The 22,460-nt window shown below is 38.3% G+C and carries 17 protein-coding genes; 5 read left to right on the top strand and 12 right to left on the bottom strand.

Features of this window, described 5'->3' with window-relative positions:
* Window positions 1–64: 64 nt before the first annotated feature.
* The 4 genes from HMPREF9456_RS07500 (at window position 65) to HMPREF9456_RS07485 (ending at window position 5,855) form a co-directional block, all read left to right on the top strand.
* Entirely contained in the window at window positions 65–1,048 is a 984-nt protein-coding gene (locus HMPREF9456_RS07500) for a cation diffusion facilitator family transporter (protein WP_006842896.1), read from the top strand.
* A 153-nt stretch (window positions 1,049–1,201) separates the two neighbouring features.
* Window positions 1,202–2,617, top strand: a complete 1,416-nt coding sequence (locus HMPREF9456_RS07495; RefSeq protein ID WP_006842895.1) for a DHA2 family efflux MFS transporter permease subunit — start codon at window positions 1,202–1,204, stop codon at window positions 2,615–2,617.
* Between the two features lie 197 nt (window positions 2,618–2,814).
* Window positions 2,815–4,383: an NAD(P)/FAD-dependent oxidoreductase gene (locus tag HMPREF9456_RS07490; RefSeq protein WP_018074852.1), complete on the top strand. Its 1,569-nt coding sequence runs from the start codon at window positions 2,815–2,817 to the stop codon at window positions 4,381–4,383.
* Window positions 4,384–4,427: 44 nt separating this feature from the next.
* Window positions 4,428–5,855, top strand: a complete 1,428-nt coding sequence (locus HMPREF9456_RS07485; protein WP_006842893.1) for an alpha-L-fucosidase — start codon at window positions 4,428–4,430, stop codon at window positions 5,853–5,855.
* Between the two features lie 38 nt (window positions 5,856–5,893).
* On the opposite strand, the gene HMPREF9456_RS07480 is transcribed toward HMPREF9456_RS07485, so the two are convergent.
* The 8 genes from HMPREF9456_RS07480 to HMPREF9456_RS07445 all read right to left on the bottom strand — a co-directional run bounded on the left by HMPREF9456_RS07480 (window position 5,894) and on the right by HMPREF9456_RS07445 (window position 12,511).
* Entirely contained in the window at window positions 5,894–7,495 is a 1,602-nt protein-coding gene (locus HMPREF9456_RS07480; RefSeq protein WP_006842892.1) for an ABC-F family ATP-binding cassette domain-containing protein, read from the bottom strand.
* Between the two features lie 599 nt (window positions 7,496–8,094).
* On the bottom strand, window positions 8,095–8,598 hold the full coding sequence (gene tpx, locus HMPREF9456_RS07475) for a thiol peroxidase (protein WP_006842891.1): 504 nt from the start codon (window positions 8,596–8,598) through the stop codon (window positions 8,095–8,097).
* A gap of 32 nt (window positions 8,599–8,630) precedes the next feature.
* Window positions 8,631–9,266: an NAD(P)H-dependent oxidoreductase gene (locus HMPREF9456_RS07470; protein WP_006842890.1), complete on the bottom strand. Its 636-nt coding sequence runs from the start codon at window positions 9,264–9,266 to the stop codon at window positions 8,631–8,633.
* A 36-nt stretch (window positions 9,267–9,302) separates the two neighbouring features.
* Window positions 9,303–9,749 (bottom strand): MarR family winged helix-turn-helix transcriptional regulator, encoded by a 447-nt coding sequence (locus tag HMPREF9456_RS07465; protein ID WP_006842889.1) that lies wholly within the window; start codon window positions 9,747–9,749, stop codon window positions 9,303–9,305.
* 129 nt (window positions 9,750–9,878) lie between these two features.
* Window positions 9,879–10,481, bottom strand: coding sequence for a DUF4230 domain-containing protein (locus HMPREF9456_RS07460; protein ID WP_006842888.1), 603 nt, complete (start codon window positions 10,479–10,481; stop codon window positions 9,879–9,881).
* Between the two features lie 23 nt (window positions 10,482–10,504).
* On the bottom strand, window positions 10,505–11,272 hold the full coding sequence (locus HMPREF9456_RS07455) for a TPM domain-containing protein (RefSeq protein ID WP_006842887.1): 768 nt from the start codon (window positions 11,270–11,272) through the stop codon (window positions 10,505–10,507).
* Window positions 11,273–11,286: 14 nt separating this feature from the next.
* Complete coding sequence (locus tag HMPREF9456_RS07450) at window positions 11,287–11,883, bottom strand: LemA family protein (RefSeq protein ID WP_006842886.1); 597 nt, start codon at window positions 11,881–11,883, stop codon at window positions 11,287–11,289.
* A 55-nt stretch (window positions 11,884–11,938) separates the two neighbouring features.
* On the bottom strand, window positions 11,939–12,511 hold the full coding sequence (locus tag HMPREF9456_RS07445; protein WP_006842885.1) for a hypothetical protein: 573 nt from the start codon (window positions 12,509–12,511) through the stop codon (window positions 11,939–11,941).
* 709 nt (window positions 12,512–13,220) lie between these two features.
* Here HMPREF9456_RS07445 and HMPREF9456_RS07440 point away from each other — a divergent pair.
* Entirely contained in the window at window positions 13,221–15,635 is a 2,415-nt protein-coding gene (locus HMPREF9456_RS07440; RefSeq protein ID WP_006842884.1) for a TonB-dependent receptor, read from the top strand.
* 357 nt (window positions 15,636–15,992) lie between these two features.
* Here HMPREF9456_RS07440 and HMPREF9456_RS07435 read toward each other — a convergent pair whose 3' ends face one another.
* The 4 genes from HMPREF9456_RS07435 to HMPREF9456_RS07420 form a co-directional block, all read right to left on the bottom strand.
* On the bottom strand, window positions 15,993–16,772 hold the full coding sequence (locus HMPREF9456_RS07435) for an acid phosphatase (protein ID WP_006842883.1): 780 nt from the start codon (window positions 16,770–16,772) through the stop codon (window positions 15,993–15,995).
* A gap of 20 nt (window positions 16,773–16,792) precedes the next feature.
* A complete protein-coding gene (locus HMPREF9456_RS07430; RefSeq protein WP_006842882.1) occupies window positions 16,793–19,066 on the bottom strand; it encodes a TonB-dependent receptor in 2,274 nt (757 codons plus the stop codon).
* Window positions 19,067–19,096: 30 nt separating this feature from the next.
* Complete coding sequence (locus tag HMPREF9456_RS07425; RefSeq protein WP_006842881.1) at window positions 19,097–19,882, bottom strand: histidine phosphatase family protein; 786 nt, start codon at window positions 19,880–19,882, stop codon at window positions 19,097–19,099.
* Between the two features lie 71 nt (window positions 19,883–19,953).
* The gene (locus HMPREF9456_RS07420) at window positions 19,954–22,287 is read right to left on the bottom strand and encodes a glycoside hydrolase family 3 protein (protein WP_006842880.1); all 2,334 of its coding nucleotides are present in this window, start codon (window positions 22,285–22,287) and stop codon (window positions 19,954–19,956) included.
* Window positions 22,288–22,460 lie beyond the last annotated feature (173 nt).

Here is a 22,460-nt window from a genome sequence, read left to right as displayed (position 1 = left end):
TTGAAGTTAAATTCAACCATTTCAGAGGGCTCTTTTAATTAGGCACTTTATCTTAGCTTTAATAATGAAAACAAATCCGGATAAAATAAAACAAAGAGTACAAACTCTTGTTGTTGCTTGTGGTATTGTTCTGATGATAGGCAAATTTACGGCTTATATTTTGACTAATTCTGTTGGGATTCTTACCGATGCAATGGAAAGTATTGTAAATATAGTTGCCGGCTTTATAAGCTTATATGCTATACATAAAGCAGCCAAACCCAAAGATCAGGATCATCCATTTGGGCATGGTAAGATAGAACTAATATCTGCTTCGATAGAAGGAATATTAATCATTTTGGCAGGAGGATTGATTATCTATGAAGGTGTCGCAAGATTGTTTACACCTTCTGTTATAGAAAAGCTAGATATTGGTATTGTTGTTATTACCGCTGCGGGTATTGTAAATTATATTCTTGGATATTATAGTATTCATCAGGGGAAAAAATATGATTCTATAGCACTTGTTGCGGGGGGAAAGCATCTCCAATCGGATACATATTCTACTATTGGCCTTGTTGCAGGTTTGTTGATCCTCTATTTCACCGGTTTGGTATGGATTGATAGTGCGCTTGCAATCATTTTCGGTGGAATAATTGTTTTTACAGGAATAGGCATTTTACGTAAAACGATACAAAATCTGATCGATACGGCAGATATTGCAGCATTGGAGAAAATAACCAAATCGATAAATGAGAATAGAAAGGATGACTGGATTGATATTCACAATCTGAAGGTGTTGAAATCGGGAAGCGATTTTTTTATAGATTGTGATCTCACTCTGCCATGGTATTATAATATAGATCAGGGGCATTCTTCGTGTGAAGAATTAAGATTGAGTCTTATCGAGTTATTCCCTCAGCATACGTTGATATCTATACACTCCGATTCGTGCTTGGAGAAATATTGTTCAGTTTGCCGAGTTAAAGACTGTCCATATAGAAAAGAAGCTTTTAAAGAAATAACACCTTTTACAAAAGAGGCATTGACAACTGCCGAGGAAAGTTAATGGATCATAAATTTTATTTTTATTTATCTCCGTTTAGTTGTTGTTTATTAGGTATTTGTGTGTCTAGTATTCCAGTCTTTTTATTTACTCCTTACCTGATAGTTACTAAAAAAACTAACTTTGCATTCGTTTTTATACAGTAACTCTTCGCCGATGAAAATCGATAAGGCTTATACAGTATCATTAGTCGTTGCCATTGCTTTTTTTATGCAAGGGCTTGATACTACTGCCGTAAATACAGCGATTCCCGCTATGGCTCGGTCTTTCAATACAGATGTTGTACATCTGAGTGCAGGTATTACATCCTACCTGATTGCATTAGCTATCTTTATTCCTGTAAGTGGTTGGATTGCCGATAGGTATGGTATTCGTAAAGTTTTTTGTACATCTATTGTCTTGTTTATCACTGCATCAGCTCTGTGTGGTATGTCTCAGACATTGACACAGTTTGTTCTATTCAGAATATTTCAAGGTATGGCCGGTGCAATGATGACTCCCGTGGGAAGGCTAGCTGTACTTAAATCGGTCACGAAAGATAAACTGGTGACGGCAATGGCATACATTGTATGGCCTGCGCTTGTCGCTCCTATTTTAGGACCTGTAGTAGGAGGGTATCTTACAACTTATTGGACTTGGCATTGGATTTTTTACCTCAATATCCCTATTAGTATAATATGTGTGATTCTCGCCTGGCGTTTTATTCCTGAAGAAGAGAAGAACAATTCTCCTAAGAAACGGTTCGATTTAGTTGGGTTTGTCCTCAGTGGTTCAGCCTTAGTCGGGTTCATGTATGGGGTGGAACTACTTAGCCGCAGGGAGGTGCCGTACTATGTATCTGTACTACTTATACTGGTTAGTATCTGTTTGCTCCTGTTTAATGTTCGCTATTCGAAACATATATCAAATCCTCTGATAGACTATTCTGTTATACGAATTCCTACTTATAAGGTAACTATATTTACAGGTTCTCTTTCTCGTATGGTGATAGGGGTGGCGCCATATCTTATACCATTGATGTTTCAGGAAGGATTTGGGCTAAATCCATTTGAGTCAGGATCATTATTTTTGGCTACCATGGCAGGCAATCTGGCAATGAAACCCGCAACTATATGGGTGATGCGTCACTATAATTTCCGAACAGTGCTAGTTGTGAATGGTTTTCTTGTCGCTTTATTTTCTTTTTTCACGGCATTGTTGTTGCCAACTACTCCTGTCGTATTGATTGTTGTGGTAATGTTTCTGTCGGGAATGTTTCGCTCCATGCAGTTTAGTGCTATTACAACGTTGGCCTTTGCAGAAATACCACAGCAGCAGATGACTGCGGCTAACACATTATACAGTACCGTGCAACAAATGTCTACAGGAATGGGGATTGCAATGGGAGCAGTATTCCTGAGATTCTCCAATATGATAAACGGATATTCTGAACATTATACTGTTGCAGATTTCCGTTTGGCTTTCATCTTTGTGGCAATACTCGGTATTGTTTCTCTATATGGTTTCACAAAGTTAACACCCGATGCCGGAGACGCTGTTCGTGTGAAGAAAAGAGATCGGAACGCAGGATAAAAATATTTTCATGCAGCTTTTTATTATTTCCAATCGTATATTATATAGATGTCAATAGCTTTTTATTATTGTTTAGCAGTAATTGATTTAAAATAAACATTGAAAATGTAACTGAGTAACAAAAGCGCAAGTATCACTACTTGTGCTTTTCTTTATGCTCTAAATATTTTATCTTTGTGCTTCAATTACAATTAATCATGCAAAAAGATATAGACTTACGCATTACGCCAGAGCAGGCGTCAGATATCGAGAAAGTCAGACGCATCTATTCATCCCAGACAGGTATTCCATTAAGAGATATAAATTCGGTTCGTATTCTTCGCCGTTCTATTGATGCCCGCCAACGAAATATTTTCGTGAATCTCAAAGTAAGAGGCTACATTAATGAAGAACAAAATGATCCGGATTTCCAAACTACTTATTACCCCAATGTAAAGCATTGTCCGCAGGCTATTGTCGTAGGAGCAGGGCCGGCAGGTCTGTTTGCAGCATTACGCCTTATAGAGCTGGGTATTCGTCCCATAGTAGTAGAGCGAGGTAAAAATGTTCGTGATCGTAAACGTGATACAGCACTGATGAATCGTGAGCATGTTGTGAATCCAGAGTCCAACTATTGTTTTGGTGAGGGGGGAGCAGGGGCTTATTCGGATGGAAAACTTTATACCCGAAGTAAGAAACGTGGTAATGTAGAAAAAATTCTAAATGTTTTTTGCCAGCATGGTGCTGATGCATCTGTGCTTGTTGATGCACATCCGCATATCGGTACAGATAAACTACCGGGTATAATAGAAAAAATGCGTGTGCAAATTATACTATCAGGCGGAGAGGTTCACTTCCAAACACGGATGGATAAGCTGATTATAGAAGACGGTAGTGTAAAAGGAATAGAAACTAATATAGGAAAAGTTTTTCATGGTCAGGTTATTTTAGCAACAGGACACTCAGCCCGAGATGTTTATTATATGCTATACGACCAGAAAATAAAAATAGAGGCCAAGGGATTAGCTGTTGGATTTAGAGTAGAACATCCCTCTCATCTGATCGATCAAATACAATATCATTGTGAAGAAGGACGAGGAGAATATTTGCCTGCAGCAGAGTATAGCTTTGTAGTTCAGGCAGGAGGGCGAGGTGTATACTCATTTTGTATGTGTCCGGGAGGAACAATCGTACCATCGGCAAGTGGCCCTAGACAGGTTGTAGTGAATGGTATGTCTCCATCTAACCGTGGCTCTCGTTGGTCTAACTCAGGTGTAGTGGTTGAGATCCATCCTGAAGATTTTCCTGAATATGAAAAATATAACGAACTGGCTTTGCTCAAGTTTGTAGAAGATCTGGAAGAATCGGCATGGGTACACGGAGGAAAGACTCAGGTGGCTCCGGCACAGCGATTGTATGATTTTGTAAACGGAAAGAAGAGTTCTACTTTGCCCGAAACATCGTATGCTCCAGGAGTTGTGTCTTCTTCGATGCACGAATGGATGCCGAAATTTGTTGCATCGCGCTTGCAAGAAGCCTTCAAAAAGGTGGGGCAGAGCTATAAAGGATATTTGACAAATGATGCAATACTTCTGGCGGTAGAAAGCCGCACATCTTCTCCTGTACGTATTATCCGAGATCGTGAAACGATGCAGCATATAGAAATAGAGGGGCTTTACCCATGTGGGGAAGGAGCCGGGTATGCCGGAGGCATTGTCTCTGCAGCAATGGATGGTGAACGATGTGCTGAAGCACTCGCAGAGAAGATGAAAAAGGAAAAAATATAAGATGAGCAACTCAGAAAAATAGAAATTTTAAATCTCAATATAGCATGAATAGAAAAATCATTACTCTTTTATTGTTGTCGATATTGATAACGTCAAATACGTTTGCCCAAACTTTTGCTCACGGCAGGTCAGAGTCGTACACATGGCCTAAGGATGAAAAAGTATTGGATAAACTCGACAAGTGGCAAGACCAGAAGTTTGGAATGCTTATTCACTACGGATTATACTCTCAGCTCGGAATTGTAGAGTCTTGGTCTATTTGCGGTGAAGAAGAAGATTGGATTCCTCGCGATTCTACAATTACTTATGATGCCTATAAACGAAACTATTGGAATACGATAAATAGCTTTAAACCTGAAAAACTAGATCCGGCTTTTTGGGCTAAGTATGGAAAAAAGGCAGGGATGAATTACGTTGTTTTCACAACAAAGCACCACGATGGGTTCAACCTGTTTGATACAAAGCAATCCGATTTTTCGGTAACAAAGGGCGCATTTAAGAATGATCCACGTAGTAATATTGCTAAAGAAGTGTTCAATGCATTTCGTAGCGAAGGTTATATGATAGGAGCTTACTATTCAAAACCCGACTGGCATTCTCAATATTATTGGTGGGATAGATATCCGACTCCTAACCGTAATAATAATTACAATATTGAAGAAAATAAGTGGCGATGGAACAAGTTCAAAGAGTTTACTTATAACCAGATAGAGGAACTTATGAACGGCGACTATGGTAATATTGATATATTGTGGCTCGATGGTGGCTGGGTACGTCCTGCACGTAGCGGAGATGCCGAGCGTGCCGGTAAAAATTATAGAGGAGCTCAAGATATTGATATGCCTAAAATAGCTGCGATGGCACGACGTTATCAGCCCGGTATATTGGTTGTAGATCGTACCGTTCCCGGAGAAAATGAAAATTATCAGACACCCGAAAGGGGGATTCCCGAAACACAACTGGATCATCCTTGGGAGAGCTGTATTACCCTAGGTTGGGATTGGGGATATGTTCCAACAGATCAATATAAATCACCGGCTGCTGTAATACATACCCTCGTGGAGATTGTAGCGAAAGGAGGAAATTTATTATTGGGTATCGGTCCAAAACCCGACGGAACATTGCCTGATCAGGTCATTGAACGACTGGAGAAAATAGGTGATTGGACAATCAAGAATGGAGAAGCGATATATAACACACGCACCACTCCTGTTTATAATGATGGTAAAACGTGGTTTACTCAAAGTAAAGATGGCAAAACGATATATGCTATTGTGTGCTTGGAAGAAGGAAAGCCTCTGCCTACTACTGTTGTATGGAAAGGCAATGAACCAGCGAAAGGGAGTAAAATGAAATTCTTGCAGACAGGTAAAACTGTAAAATGGAAGAAAACAGCACAAGGAATTGAAGTGTCAATTCCGACAGGACTTCCTAAAGATCAGGCTGCATTAGCTTTTTCTTTTGTAAAATAAGAATCGAACGTAATTACTGAGAATAGGAGCTGAAGGGTTTAATGATCCTTCAGCTCTATTTCTTTTGTTATACCTATCTCTTTTACAAAGTATGCATCATGTGATATCACAAGAAGTGTTCCTTTGTAATCTTTTATTGTATCAGTCACAATATCCAAGCTTTGAATGTCTAGATTGTTTGTGGGTTCATCCAGAATAAACATATCAGGAGCTTTGTTATCAACTTGCATACAGCAAAACACCAACCTCATTTTCTCACCACCACTCAAAATCTTGCAAGGCTTGTTCCATGTATTATATGTAAACAAATATCTATGCAGTAAAATGCGTAATTCATCTTCACTCAAATGAGACGAATTGAACTTCTGTAATTGTTCAAAAACCGTAAGTTCATTATCTATAATGGAATAATCTTGATCGATGTATAAGTACTGAAAATCCGATCGGATAATATGCCCTTGCTTAGGTTCTAAATCTCCAAATATAACTTTAAGCAGGGTTGTTTTCCCCTTTCCATTTTCTCCTTTTATAACTATCCTTTCTCCACTTCTTATTTCGAAATTGAGAGGATTGCTCCATAGCATCTCATTGCTATAGCCAAAATTGATATTTTGGGCAGTTACCAATATTTTCCCGATATGGAGATTCGCATCATCAAAATTTAATTTGAGGTCTCTTTTCTCGGGTAGCTGTTGGCGTAACTGTTTCATTTCATCCGCAATATTCTCCATTTTATTGGCATGAGTCTCTTGCAACTTTGCTGCACTCGATTCCGCCCTGTTGCGTATCGTATTCAGCATGATGCGTGGAATACCTTTATCTCCCAAGTCCTTTTTACCTCGTGCATCACGTTTTTGTTTTCTCTCGGCTGTTTCTCTGGCTATATTTCGGGCTTTGCGGAGTTTTTTTTGTTTTTCTTCAAATTGGGATTGTAATGCTTCTTGCTGTTCAGCTTTCTGGATTTTATAAAATTCATAGTTCCCACCATAGACTTCAATTTGATTATGAGTGAGTTCAAACGTCAGATCAATCAAATTGAGTAAAGTGCGATCGTGGCTTACAACAATTATAGTCGCATTACTATTTTTTATCAGATCATACAATAGCTCCCGACCTGTTTTGTCTAGATGATTTGATGGTTCATCCAATAAAATATTAACGGGAGAATGGATGTAAGTTCCTGCTAAGAATACTTTTGTTTTTTCTCCTCCACTAAGGTTTTTCATTGTCTCAGATAGCCGAATATGTGATAAGCCCCATTTTGACAGAGCACTATACGCACGTTCTTCTACATTCCAATCATCTGCGAGGAGTGTAAAGTTGGTCGTGTCTGTATTTCCTTCTAATATAGCATGAAGTGCTCTCAATTTCTCACTGATTTGTAAAGCTTCAGCAACGGTGTAGTGATTATATTGTCCAAAATGTTGAGGTACATAGTAGGGGCGTTCATCCTGATAGATAACTTCTCCTTCTGATGGTTGCATACTTCCTGCAATGATTCCTAAGAGTGCCGACTTTCCAGACCCATTACTGCCTATCAATGAGACCTTTTGTTCTTTAGAAACAGAAAAATTAATATTATGAAATAAAGGCTCTTTATCAGGGTGTATATATGATAATTGTTTTACGATAATACTCATAAACCTATTTTTTTGTAATAAATAATTAGGTAATTGTGTTTTATGGCATATGCCATAATAGTTGAGGACTTTGTTCGAACGTATGAACAAAATGCAACTTGCATAAGAGTATCGTTTGATACTTTTTCTTCTTTAAAATATAGGATTACATGATATCTAAGTTTAGCAGACTGTGGATAGCCTGATATAGTTGAATACTGATTTAACCAAAATGTACCGGATGATCCGGATTTGACAAAATGGTTGTTACAACCATCGTATTACTTAGATATTCTCATTGGAGTATTTATTCGTTAATAGTATTGCAAAGGTAAGAATCTTTTAGTGAATTCAATAAAGCATAGGTATATAAGTTATAAAAAGGAATTGTTGTTGCATTTGCTCTTATCCATTTTCTTAAACCACAGAGTAAAAAGAGTGGCACAGAGTTTTTTTGTAATACAACAAATACGTCATTATTTTTTTCAATTACTTAATCGTAAATGAAAGATGTAATTTTTTTACAGCCTAGTAGATAAAAAAAGCACAAGGCTTCTGCATATAATGCAAAAGCCTTGATTGAAAAATACTTCTTATTGCTTTACAGCTATCCGATTTTTTTATTTTTTTAGAACACTTAAAGCTGCCTCATAGTTCGGTTCATTTGTAGTTTCTTCTACTAATTCGTTGTATAGAACCTTTCCTTCAGCATCAAGTACTACTACCGAACGAGCCAACAGTCCTTTCAATGGGCCGTCAACAGTTAATACTCCATAATCTTTTGCAAATTCAGCATTTCTGAAAACAGAAGCTGGTTCTACATTATCTATACCTTCTGCTGTACAGAAACGTCCGGCAGCAAATGGAAGGTCTGCAGAGATAGCCAATACAACAGTGTTAGGAAGACTTGCAGCTTCTTTGTTAAATTTGCGAACTGACGCAGCACATACTCCGGTGTCGATACTTGGGAAAATATTTAGAATTACATTTTTACCTTTAAGATCTTTCAATGTAACGTCTGATAAATCTTTTTTCACAAGAGTGAAAGCCGGAGCTACTGAACCTACTGCCGGTAATTGTCCACTGGTATTAACCGGAGATCCTTTAAATGTTATTTTTGCCATAATTTTTTGTTTTTAAGCGTTAGTTAATATTATTATTTTATTTCGATAAGAAAATCTTTTTTAGGATGACGCACTTTTTTTAGATTTACGAGCCAGTCATTATTTTCGTCACGATAACCTAATGGTAGTATTGTAACACTTTTGAGGCCACGTTCGTTCAAATTTAATAATTTATCTAGTGCTTCATTATCAAAACCCTCCATTGGTGTGCTATCTACTTTAAGCTCTGCAGCCATTGCCATTGCGAATGCAAATGCAATATATGACTGACGAGCTGCATGCTCGAAGTTCAGTTCGGCCGGACGCTGTAAATACGCATTTTTTAGTCTATCTGTGTAATCTTTATACTGGTTGGGGTCCTGCTTCCGGCCGTCTGTGGTGTGTTTGTATATTGTGTCTATGCGTTGTTCTGTATAATTGTCCCATGCCGCAAACACCAATAGGTGTGATGCATCGGCTATTTGTTTTTGGTTGAATGCAATCGGAACGATCTTTTCTTTTAATTCTTGATTTGTGATTTCTATTACTTCAAAAGGTTGTAATCCCGATGAAGTAGGGGCAAGCCAAGCTGCATCAATAATATCGTTGACTAATTTTTGATCTACTTTTTTTGAAGAATCAAATTTTTTTGTTGCATATCTCCATTCCAAAGATTCTATTAAGCTCATATTGTTTTTTGTTGTTTTATTGTAATTAGAAAATAATTATAGCAATTTGGCATTGCATTTACTCGTTATATTCAGTATTTTTTTAAGATGCTCCCGAAGTGTTACCAATTCCTCATCTCCAATCTCCAATGCTTTCTTCATTGCCGGAGGGATAGATTCTGCTTCTTTCTCCAAAGCTTCACCTTTTTCTGTGATAAGAATATCAACTACTCTTTCATCTTCGGAAGAACGCTTGCGGATAAGGAATCCATTTGCTTCCATTCTTTTCAAGAGTGGGGTAAGAGTTCCGCTATCGAGCCAAAGTAATTCGCCTAGTTGCTTTACTGTTACTGTTTTATATTCCCATAAAACCATAATGACGAGATACTGTGGATAAGTGAGCCCGATCTTATCGAGATAAGGACGATATATTGCAGTAACTTGTCTCGATAAAGCATATATCGGAAAGCATAATTGATTATTTAATTTTAAACTATCATTCATTATTTTAGTTTCCCTAAATTTGATTGTGTAAAATTAAATATTATAAAATATAATTGAGGGCTTCTAATGTTAAATAAAATAGATATAGAATTAAAGTATGAGGCATAGAGGTTGTTGATGAAAAGAGGCTTATCCTTTGCCCGATTTAGATCTGAATGTAATAACCACCTCTTCGAATCCCATCGCTTTTAGGATAGGTTTCAATAGGTTTACTGCATTGTCTCTGCTTTGGCCCAGCATATCCAGTTGTTTAGCTTTTTCGTTGAGCTGTTGTTCTGCAAAGGTATATGCTTCGTCAACTATATCAGTAGATTCCCATAAGCCGAACTCCATGTCGTATACTCTCGATTTGGAATGATCAACTTTTACATGGCATATTTCGGGAGAGGGGAGTTGTAGGTGTATTGTTTTGTCTGAAACAGTTATGTCTTCGGGTTTTAGTTTGGTGAGGTCTACGCAGCATATCACTTCTCCATATATAATCAGTCCTGTTTTTGCGTTAGGCAGCCATCTTCGAATTTTTTTATACTCCATCATATCCTGAATACTATACTTGGTTACTTCAAGGTTGCCAAGACTTTCTATTTCTTGAAGTATCATATTGTGGGATATCTGTACCGTAGCGTTCTTTCTTGTATTAATGAGGTACATCACCATTATACCCAGAATGATTCCTGTAGCAAGTATAAAAATCTGTGATCTTAATGTCTGAGGTCTTATATTGATTGCCATAAGTGTATATTTTATAGGATTTTTCAGAAACCTCTTCCGGCGCCACCGCCTCCGAAGCTTCCGCCTCCACCGCCACCAAAGCCACCTCCGCTGCTCCAGCCGCCTCCCGATCGTCCGCTTCCCCAACCACCATAGTAGCCACCGCCTCCACGGTTGCGTCCTCCCGAAGATGGGCCTCCCTTATTGTTTCGGTACGAAATATACAAGATGAAGAGGATGAATAATATGATAAAGATTTGTCCGACAAGAGAACCTTTATCTCCGTTATCTTCATCAGCTTGGAACTCTCCCGATAGATATTTTATTATGGCTCCGATAGCCCCTTTCGTTGCATTATAGTAATCCCCGTTCTGAAGGTAAGGGATCATATATTGGTCTATAATGCGCCCTACACGACCATCGGTTAAGATGTGTTCTACCCCATACCCTGTAGCGATAAATACTCTGCCTCGTTCATTACCTATTCGAGGCTTGATAAGTATGAGCACACCATTGTTTTTGTCTTTTTGTCCGATTCCCCATTTTTGTCCCAATCGGGCTGCATAATCAGATATGTCGTAACCTTTTAGATCATCCACAGTAACCACATAAATTTGAGTAGAAGTAGAATCATTATAGGCGAGAAGTATTCTCTCCAAGTCTTCTCTCTGTTCACTCGTAAATGTATTACTGAAATCGTTTACCAGTCTGGGTGAAGGGCTGGTGATGGGGTTGGGTAAATCATCGTCTTGTGCCAATAGTAATACTGGCACAAGCAATAATAGAAGCAATATCTTATATGTATATTTCAAGTCTTTATGTACTGTTATTTAGAGAAATCTACTTTTGGAGGAGTTTGTGCAGTCTGATCTGCTTCGAAATAAGCTTTCTTTTCGAAGCCGAAAAGTCCTGCAAATATATTTTTAGGAAACATTCGGATAGTTGTATTATAATCCTTTACTCTTTCATTAAATTTATTTCTTTCTGTAGAGATACGGTTTTCTGTGCCTGTAAGTTCATCCTGAAGCTGTATGAAATTTGTGTTCGCTTTCAGATCTGGATAATTTTCAGTAATCATCATTAATCGTCCCAAAGCAGAACCTAGTTGCCCTTGCGCTTCCTGATATTTTTTGATATTCTCTTCTGTCAACTGATCTGCATTTACTTGCATCTGTGTGGCCTTAGCACGAGCTTCTACTACCTCTGTCAGAGTCTGCTGTTCGTGAGTAGCATACCCTTTCACTGTTGCCACAAGGTTTGGTATAAGATCGGCACGACGTTGATATGCATTTTGTACCTGAGCCCATTGAGAAGATACCCCTTCTTCTTGAGCTACCATCCCATTATAAGACGATTTACTGAAAAAGTATCCGATCAGAAGAATAAGTACTACTACGATAATTGCAATTACGCTTTTTTTCATTGTGAGTGTATTTTTAGTGTTACTAATATTTTACTTCGATTATAAAACAAATGGATTATATATTTTGTTTCTTTCTGATTGAAAGTATTGAGTCTCTGGAAAGAAGCAAAACCTTATAATAAGAAGAGTCTCTTTTGTTTGCTATATTTCCATAAGCGATTTGTAGCTCATGTTCACCTTGTTTCATATATATAGTGTCTTTACTAAGAACATAATAAGGAATCGAAAATAAAGAATTGCGAATAATTATAGTGTCTGTCACCTTATGTCTTTTTGTACTGAAAACATCTTCTCCTAGAGCCCAAAGTTTATATGGCTCGCCTGCTTGACTATTTATTTCCATCTTCACTCTATAACTTGATAAACCAATGTTGTCTCTAAAACGGGCATTCAGGTAGAGTGTTTTGCCTATAATTAATGTGTCAATATGTGATGGACCTCTTTTTGCAGAATCATTTAAAACTATAACCTCTCCATTTTCAAGAAGTAATGTATCATTGGCGTTGAATCTGACGTCGGAAACCGTCGGTTTTCCATCTCCTTCATAGTCATTAACTTTAGCACATGAAGAAAACCATACGGCAGGAACTACAAGTACAATTATCAATGTTATACACAGATTTCTCATTCGTTCTATTATTAATTTTCCAGATACAAATGTACATGATAAATATTAAATTATTCTATTTATGGATATCTCTATGATCTTTTTATTGCTAGAATATCAATATAATGCAGATCTTTTTACCAAATAAAAGTTAACTCTCTTATTTAAAAATAAAAGGACGAGTAGTAGTTTAATTTATAATACTACTTTTGCTCCTCAAAAGGAATAGAGTTAGATGATATCCCCTCGGAAAATAGCAATTGTGTTTGTAAGTATTTTCGTCAGTATGATACTGATGAAGCCTTTACACTTTATATTTACCGACCATAGCCACTATTGCGCAGAGGCCTCATGCTCATCGCAACAGGAATTATCTGACCAACATCATGATTGTAGTATTTGCCTTTTCTCATTTTTCAATTTTACTCTTCAGAAGTTTGGAAATATTAGGCAGTTAATTACTGTTTATGTCACAACGCTTATTATTTCAGATCGGGTTATAGTCTTACCTCAACTCATCTCCGATATATCCACACGTGGTCCTCCTATCTATACTCTTTCATATACATACTAACTTTTCAGCAGAGTGTTCTTTTAGCAGAGAACATTATTCTCGTATTTGGTAAAGCCTGATACGAAGATCAATTTTATATTATATATTTATTAACTCCATATAACTGTTTATCTGTATTATGTATACAAGATAAATAGTTCCCATTCGTATATAATTATGAGAACAATATATACATTCATTCTTTTCCTTTTTACGGTTACTTCAGTATTCGCAAATGCTCCTATAGACAGCAGGACATTAGCAGGAAAGGTAACTGACGGTATCGATGGCGCTCCTCTTATCGGAGTAAGCATCTACCTCCCCGAACTAAAAAAGGGAGCAATCAGTGATGAAAACGGAAATTATACTATAGCCAATCTGCCGGCTATAAAAACAACGATACAGGTCAATTATGTCGGACATCAAACAATTGTAGAAACTGTTGATCTTAAAAATACTTCTACTCTTGATTTTGTAATGAAAGAATCGAATGCGGAGATTAACGAAGTGGTCATCACAGCTCTTACGGGTAACTCGCTAATAAAACGCACACCCTCACCGATTTCGTATATCTCTAAAAAAGAGCTGATGCAACAATCCTCATCGAATATTATCGATGCTATATCGAAGCAGCCGGGCATAGCTCAGATAACCACAGGGAATGGCATATCAAAGCCGGTTGTGAGAGGTCTTGGATACAACCGTGTTGTAGTTGTCAATGACGGTATCCGTCAGGAGGGGCAACAGTGGGGAGATGAGCATGGTATAGAGATAGATGCACAAAGCGTGAACTCTGTTGAAATACTGAAAGGCCCTGCCAGTCTGATTTACGGTTCTGATGCTTTAGCGGGAGTTATTAATTTCTTGCCCGAACCTATCCTCCCCGAAGGAACAATAAAGGCCAATCTGATGAGTGAATATCAAACTAATAACGGACTGTTCAACTATTCGGTAAATGCAGCGGGCAATAATAGTGGGTTTGTTTGGAACTGGCGTTATAGCGATAAAATGGCTCATTCGTATAAAAACAAGTACGACGGCTATGTCTATAATTCAGGATTTAGAGAACGGGCTGTGTCCGGGTTGCTTGGTATTAACCGAAGCTGGGGCTATTCGCATCTTAGCCTGGACTATTATCACTTAACCCCCGGAATAGTAGAAGGTGAGCGAGACGAAGAAACCGGAAGATTCCTGAAACCAGCAATTGTAAACGGTGAAGAGACTGAAGTTGTAGCATCTGATAGTGATAGCAAATCATACGGAAAGCAGATGCCTTATCAGCAGATATATCACTACAAAGCGGTACTGAATAATAGTATTATAGTGGGAGAGGGGAATTTGAAAACAATTATTGGTTATCAACAAAACAGGAGGCAGGAGTTTGAAGAAATAGCAGAACCTGATACTTACGGTTTGTATTTTCAACTTCATACAGTAAACTATGACATTCGCTATACGCTGCCTGATATCGCGGGTTATAAATTTGTAGCAGGCATAAACGGTATGTATCAACGATCGTTAAACAAAGGATCGGAGTTTCTGATACCTGAGTATAATCTGTTTGATATAGGAGCTTTTGCACTGGTAAGTAAAAATATAGGAGCTCTTGATATTAGTGGCGGATTACGTATCGATCGCCGTTATAATAAGGCTAAAGCATTGTTCTTGAATGAACAAGAAGAGGTTGTTACCCCATCAAGCCCCGATGCTGAAGAAAAGTTTCACGCCTTTTCCCGAAACTTTACAGGTGTTAGTGCCAGTTTAGGATTGACTTATCAGTTTTCGGACGAATGGAATACAAAGTTGAATGTGTCACATGGATTTCGTGCTCCAAATATGAGTGAGCTCGCATCTAATGGTGCTCACGAAGGTACAATTCGTTATGAAAAAGGAAACAGTGACCTAAAGGCAGAAAATAGCTGGCAGGCTGACTGGGGCCTAGGTTATTCTTCTCCGCTTATTTCCGGCGAATTATCTTTGTTTGCCAATAGGATAAATAACTATATCTTTTCTCATAAACTGTTGGACACTAATGGAGAAGACTTGCTTACCGATGGCTATAAGACATATCAGTTTGTATCAGGTGATGCTCGTATCATGGGAGGTGAAATCAGCGTTGATATACATCCTGTGGAGCAGTTGCATTTTCAGAACTCATTTTCGTATGTAAGTTCTGTACAGCTAAACCAGCCTGATTCTACAAAGTATCTTCCGTTTACGCCGGCTCCGAAGCTTATTTCTGATATCCGTTACGATCTGATACGTCACGGCAAGAAGTTATTGAACAATACTTATGTCTCTTTCGGAATAGAAAGCAACTTGAAGCAGAGCAAAGTTTATTCAGCTTTTAGAACCGAGACTCCGACAGCAGCCTATACACTTTTCAACGCTGCGATAGGTACAGACTTCGTCCACAAGGGGAAAACGAAAGCTTCACTCTTCTTCGCTGTGAATAATCTGACAGATAAAACCTATCAGAACCATTTGAGCAGATTGAAGTATGCCGATGAAAATTCCGTGACAGGCAGACAAGGAGTGTATAATATGGGACGAAACTTCAGTTTGAAACTGCTGATCCCTTTGTCATTCTGAACAGATAGACTATAACATCAATTTATAATGAAGGCAGCACGAGTGATAGTGATTATCATCGGGCTGCTTTTATTATACACTTCACATAATTCTGATCTATATACCTTTTAATGAAAAAGGTGACAAAAGTAACAGTTATTTCATTCTTTTTATTTGTAACTTTTCTGTTACTTTTTCATCTATCGGTTTGTATATAGATAAATAATAAAATTAATTATAGTTGATTGTTATCTAGTGAGTCAACAAAAAGAGAGACTACTAAAACAGTAGCCTCTCTCCGTAATAAATATTTAATTTTATTTAGTTACACATTTGTATTATTGTCTTCATACTGAACGTGTACCCAATTCTTCGAACTTACTTCTTATCGCTAGGCTTTACCTTACCTGCTTTTTGAAGAGCTGCAAATTCATCTTTCGCTTTTTTTAGTTGTGCCATAAATGCATCATTCGCATGTAAGCGTGCTACAACTGCACTCGATACTAATCTGGCAGCATCAACATCGCTCTGGAAATGGTATCCACAGATAACTCTGCTTTGTCCCATTTCATATCCACGTTTCAAAATTTCATTTTGTCTGTCAACATTTATTTCAGCCAAAACAAGTGCCGTTGCCCAACCGATTGCTGTATGACCTGATGGATATGAGCCATTGGTTGACAGTGCGTGTTGGTGCTCAGGCAAGCAAGTTTGCTCATTGTAAAAACTGAAAGGACGAACCCGCATATAATGCACCTTAGCATGACGAGTAGCCAAGTCTCCGGCATCCTCACGCATATTGATTATAAGTTTGTATATTTCAGGAGTCTGTTCTTTGGTGATTTCAATACCAAATGCTTCAGAAAAAGCCAATGGTACACCATTACCCCCTATCTGTGCATCACTTACCGCTTGCTCTCCTCTTGGGGTATTTCTTTGCAGCTTTCCCCAGTCATGTTGAGCTTTATCGTATAAGAAAAGTATGCTATTCGCTTCGGGTGGGGGAGGTAAGAGCTCCAGACTATTTGCCACTTCCGATTCTTCCAAGTAATATAAATCAGGATTTGTTCTCTTATCTCTGATCTTTTTGTCTTGCGCAAATATATTCAGCGAAATTAAAGAACAAACTAAGATGGCTAATGTAATTCTTGTTTTCATAACTTGATAATTTTAAATAGTTAGAACTTATACTTTACTCCAAATTCGGCTGTAAAAGGACGGATGTATGTACCCGACATTACAGTACCTTCTTTACTCTTCACATCAGCATCGGTAACGATCAGGTCTGCATCAGGAATAGAACCCGAAACACCACGTTGATTCAGCAAGTTTACGAAAGTAGCACTTACGTCAAAGTTTTTAGAGATTTTGTAATTTACACCTGCAAATGTTTCCCAACGTCCATCAAAGTATAGAGTGTTCGGTTTATTGAAATATTGTTTGCTAAAGTATCTTGCACTAGCCCAAACTCTTAAATCTTTCCAAGTATAACTCGGGTCTATCTCTATCAATACCTTTGGAACTCCCGTCACTGTCTTATCTCCAAAATCGTAAGAAGAAACCGTTCCATCGGAGAATTTAAGATCTCCGTTGAAGTTTTTATATTTTGGTTGTTGCAATGTCAATAGAAAATGTAAATTGAAGCTTTTTGCAGGAGTAAACAATACATCTGTAGTCCATCCTAATGTCTGTACATCGTACTGTGTCATCGCTCTTTCAACATCGGAGCTATTATTCGGATTTGAGAAATTCACAGTGGTACGGTAATTATTTCTATTGATGTATGTTGCCTTTGATACCAAGCTAACAAACTTGTGATTGTAAAATACTCCTATTGCCGCTTCGGGAACTTTCGATATTTCTAACTGAGGATCTTTGCCCGATGAATATTTGTTCAAGTGGGCTCCATCTTCATTGTAAACAGCTTCTCCAAGCAAACCAAATTTGTCTGTCAACTTGATTACAGCATTTACCATTACAGCCTTAGTCAACCAATCGTGTTTAATATCTGATTTCGGTGCATCACCAATCAAACGTATATTGCCATTTTGATCTTTTCTATCGCCGCTTTTTATATAATTACCTCTTAAGTTGAAGTATTGCAGGCGAGCACCAAAGTCTAAAGTAACTACATTCGATACATCCCATTTGTCTAAGAAGAACAGTGCGGTTTTGTTCTCGCTGCCATCATAGTACTCATAGTTTGCATTTAACCTCATATCTCCATTTGGATTTGTATTGGAGATTAGTTTTAGTTTCCTAGGATTAGGAGCTACTTCTTGATAATATTGAGATGATTCGGTCAGGAAATTATGAGTCTCAAAATACCACTGATCAATACCAACAGACCATTTGTGGTTACCCGATTTTCTTCCTACTTCTACTGTACCCATTAATGTATTCATCGGAGTTCTTCTCGAAGCCAGGTTCATTACACTTTGTACATTTTCTCCGGCATAGGCACTTCCGTCATCTACATAGTTCAACTTGCCGGAAAGGTTGGCAACATTCTCAACTCCTGTCATTACAGCAGTATACATACCTGTTTTTGCATAACGATAACGGAGGATGTAGTCAATGTTTAGGCCATTCGAAAGAGTGTTTTTCCCGATAATATCAAAAGTATGAGATGCTGTTCCATAATCTTTAACCGGATCTCTTTTTACGGCTTGTCCTGTATAAGCATCATTAAGAGTGAGTACACCGCTTTGCTCGATATAGGAATCACGACCTAATCTAAAATTATCAAGTTCTGACACCTTTCCATTTTTATCGAAACGGAATGGACTGTACTTGTTGTTAATGTTGTCGATATTAACATACTTGTAGAATGCAGTTATAGATCCTTTTATGTTCTCGCTCTTGTAATCCTGCGTCAAAGCTGCCTTATACAACTGAGCCTTGTCGTTATAGTATTTTGTGATACCTTTAGGTTTGAACGTCCCCGGGTCGAAACTCCCGTATGCACCGACAGAGAATTTAAGTCCTTTCTGGTTTATAGGTCCGCTAAGATTAATATCTCCACGCATCAATCCGAAATGGTTTGAATTCAACGAGCCTTTGCCCTGAAATTTATCAGTACCCAAATTGTTGAAAGTACTTAACGAAACGCCAACCTCTCCCACACGAACGGCTGTTTGCCCTAAGTCAAGCATTTTTCTTTTTGCAATTGACGCATCATTACGCCATGCTCGTGGTGGTAGTTCGGGCCAATAAAAGAATACAGTTGGTATACCATTCTCTAACACTGTTGTACCTCCAGTACTAGCCGGTAATCCGATATTAACATCGCGCGGCCCGGTATTGTTTGCTGCATTAAGCATCACATTGCGATCGCCTTCTTTGGATTCGCTAGTGGCTTCTTTTTTCGATTTACTTTTTTCTTGGGCATTCATTCCTACACCTGTAAAGGCAAGAAATAGAGCTAAGAAAAGATATTTATTTGTCTTCATTCTGTTTGTTTTAGTGTTTCGATTTTTTTACTAATTGGAGGCAGCTTTGCCTTTTTCGACATAACTCATATCACCAACCGATTCTACAGTAAATTTGCCACCTTTGTAGATCACCTTGCTTACAGATGCGTTTCCAAGGTGGGTAGGTTGGATAAATTTACCCGAGCTATCTAAGTCCGATAGAAGTATTCCAATAAACATGCCGTGAACAACTACTAATACATTTCCTCCACCTAACTTTGCTTCTTTCTCTGCGATTGCTTTAAATGCAGCCTGACCTCTCTTTTTTACGTCGTAGTAGTTCTCAGCCATGCCCAATTCATCCAAGTCCTTCAGTGCCTGCATAGCATTGATGTATACCTGGTTGTCGGTTTTCATCGCTTCAAAAAACTCTTTCATATTGCGTAGTCCGATTCTAAGGGCAGCGTCTCCCCACATTTTCTCATCAGGTTTGCCCTCGTAACTACCAAAACATGCTTCGCGCAACCCTTCATCTTCTTGCAAAAGAAGGCCTTTCTGCCCCTTTTTCTCTAAAACGATACGGGCTGTTTGGCGGGCTCTACCCAAGTCACTGGAATAAGCCGCTTTCAGAGGAACGTCTTTCATTCCGATACCCAAATATTCGGCAACAGCTACTCCGGGTGGAGTCAGAGGGGTATCTGCCCACCCTTGAGCCTGCACCAAGGTGTTCAGCATAGTTTTGCCATGTCTTGTTACATAAAAAGTAACAGTGTTATCTTTACTTGCATCTTGAGCAAACACGTACGGTGTTATGCATAGTAAGATAGCAGCAAAGAGAATCTTCAATTTGCTCATAAAAATTTTAAAGGTTAAATAGGTTAGTAAATAATATGTATATTAAGGTGACTAATAGTTTTGTATCTGTATTAATTCTTTATATATTTCTGATTGCGTGCATCTTTTATAACTCCTTTCCAGTTCAGTCCAAATCCGAAATCATAAGTATTACCTTCTGTATCTGTATGGCATTCCATATCGAAAGGAACATCTTCTTTCTGCTTTTCTACAGTAACCATGTTAGCCGGCATTTGCACAGGAAGCAAGCCTGAAGGTTCTGCTTTACCCGAAACAATATCCATTACAGCTTTGTCTGATACACCAAAACGAATAACGATACCTTCTACTTTGTTTTCGAATTCGTTAAATACCATCGGTCTGGTGGCATTTACAACCACCACAACAGGCTTATCACCCATCTGTGCTTTTGTGTCCAGTATCGTATTCAAATCTTTGGTGTTAACTACGGTTGTAGACTTTCCTTTGTATGATCTGTCTGTTATAGATGGATCTACTACAGGGTCTCCCGCCGCCATACTGTGGCTTCTTGCTTCTGTTGCAGTGTAAGGACTATATTGTAAAGAAATGGGAACGTATCCATTTCCTCCGGCTTTTCTATCTTCTTTATCATAGCCTCCACCATCGCTATTGCTATGCGGAGAGTTTACAAATACAAGAGCAAAATCTGCGTTTTGAGGATTGTCTGTTACATTGTAATACTGTTTTACTAAGTCAAGATTTACCGGTATAACTTCAGTCTCTGCAATCGTATTGCCCCACCAGTCTCTAACTGAAGGATTAATTTTCTTAGGGATGTATACCGTTTTTTTGTTATCCTTTATCGGTAATACTGTCGATTTGTTTTTGAGTAATACAATAGACTTCAGTTGAGCTTCATAACCTGCCTTTATAAATGCTTCGCAACCAACTGTTGCTTTACTTTCTTGCGGATCGAGGTATGGGTTTTCGAAAAGTCCTACTCTGAAAATATTCTTTAGTAAACGAACTGCTGACTGTTCGAAGCGTTTGCGCATAAATTCTTCTCCATGTTCTTTCACACCCATGCGATAAGCTTCTAATACAGGTTCTTTATCATTGTTTCCTCCAAACTGATCAACTCCCGCCATGATGGTTAGATAGTGCCTTTCGGGAATAGAAAGTTTTTCTGCTCCCCATGGTTTTCCTGCAAAATCTCCGGGAGATTTTCCTTCATCCCCTGTAATCAGCCAATCGGTGCAAACTACTCCATCATAACCATACTTTTCGCGCAGAAGATCTGTTATGATATATTTGCTGAAACCATTGGCATAGTTTGTTCCGTCTTTTGCCTGATTGTATGATATTGTATAGTATGGCATAACGGCTGATGCTTCGTTTGTTTTACCTTCCAACTTGAAGGCTCCTTCGATGAATGGCTTTAGATGTGTTTCGAAATTGTTTCCCGGATAGACGGCAAACTTTCCGAATGCCCAATGCCCGTCACGGCCACCTTCCTCAGGTCCTCCACTAGGCCAGTGTTTTACCATCGCATTTACACTGTTGTATCCCCATCCGTCTTTAATTTCTGCATCTCCTTCCGAAGTTTGGAATCCATCGATATAAGCGCGTGCCATATCAGTTGCCAATTCAGGACTTTCGCCAAATGTCATATTGATGCGGAACCAGCGAGGTTCGGTACCTAGGTCTATTTGAGGTGAAAGTGCGGTAGCTATACCTAAAGCTCTATATTCTTTAGCGGCTATCTCACCAAATTTTTTTACGATCGAAGGGTCAAAAGTCGCTGCCATAGCTAATCCATCAGGCCAGATAGATATGCGGTCTCCTCCTGCGTTAAATTCAGGATTTGGTGATCCTGCCAATTGCCCCGAATGTCGAGGGTCTGAACTTGTATTTCCCGGAATACCTAATCCAAGACTTTCGATGTAAGCTTGCATCTGATTGTTCCATCGGGCAGCTACTTCAGGATTTTCGATGCCCATAACTAATACATGCCGCAGATTATCTTCTTTTAAAAATTTCTTTTGCTGATCCGTCAGATCCCAAGCATTTGCTCCGCTTTCAGCAAAAGGCTTTCCATTGTATGTTCCTGCTAGAAAACCACTTTCCTTAGCCGGTAACGATTGGTGTGCACTGTAAAGCATCAGACCAGCGATCTGTTCTATAGACATCAGTGAAGCGAGGTTCTCTGCTCTTTCTTGAACAGGCAAGCGCCAATCTTCATACTTATCCAACTTTCCGTTTTTGTTGAGGTCTTTAAACTTAAGATCGTCAACCGTAATGATTTTTACACCAGACGATTCAGAGTATCCAAGTGTTGGCCCACCCTTATTTTCTACAAAGGTATAATCATTCATTTTAGTTGGCTGTGTACATTGCAAGCTCAATATTCCGAGTAAGAATATTGGAATATACTTCTTTTTCATAATATTGATATTTATATTTATGTGCGTTTTATTAACGCATGTTAGTTTTGCAAATGTATTTATAGATTTTGATAAAAAAAATAAATATGCGTATTTTGTACGCAATTATGTTTAATAACACAATTTGGCTTTAGTAAACATATTTTTATTCGGAATATATTCTCTAATTTTGC

Origin of the sequence: Dysgonomonas mossii DSM 22836 (genome assembly GCF_000213575.1) — a bacterium.
Classification (GTDB): domain Bacteria; phylum Bacteroidota; class Bacteroidia; order Bacteroidales; family Dysgonomonadaceae; genus Dysgonomonas; species Dysgonomonas mossii.
This window is presented reverse-complemented; position numbering and strand designations above follow the sequence as displayed.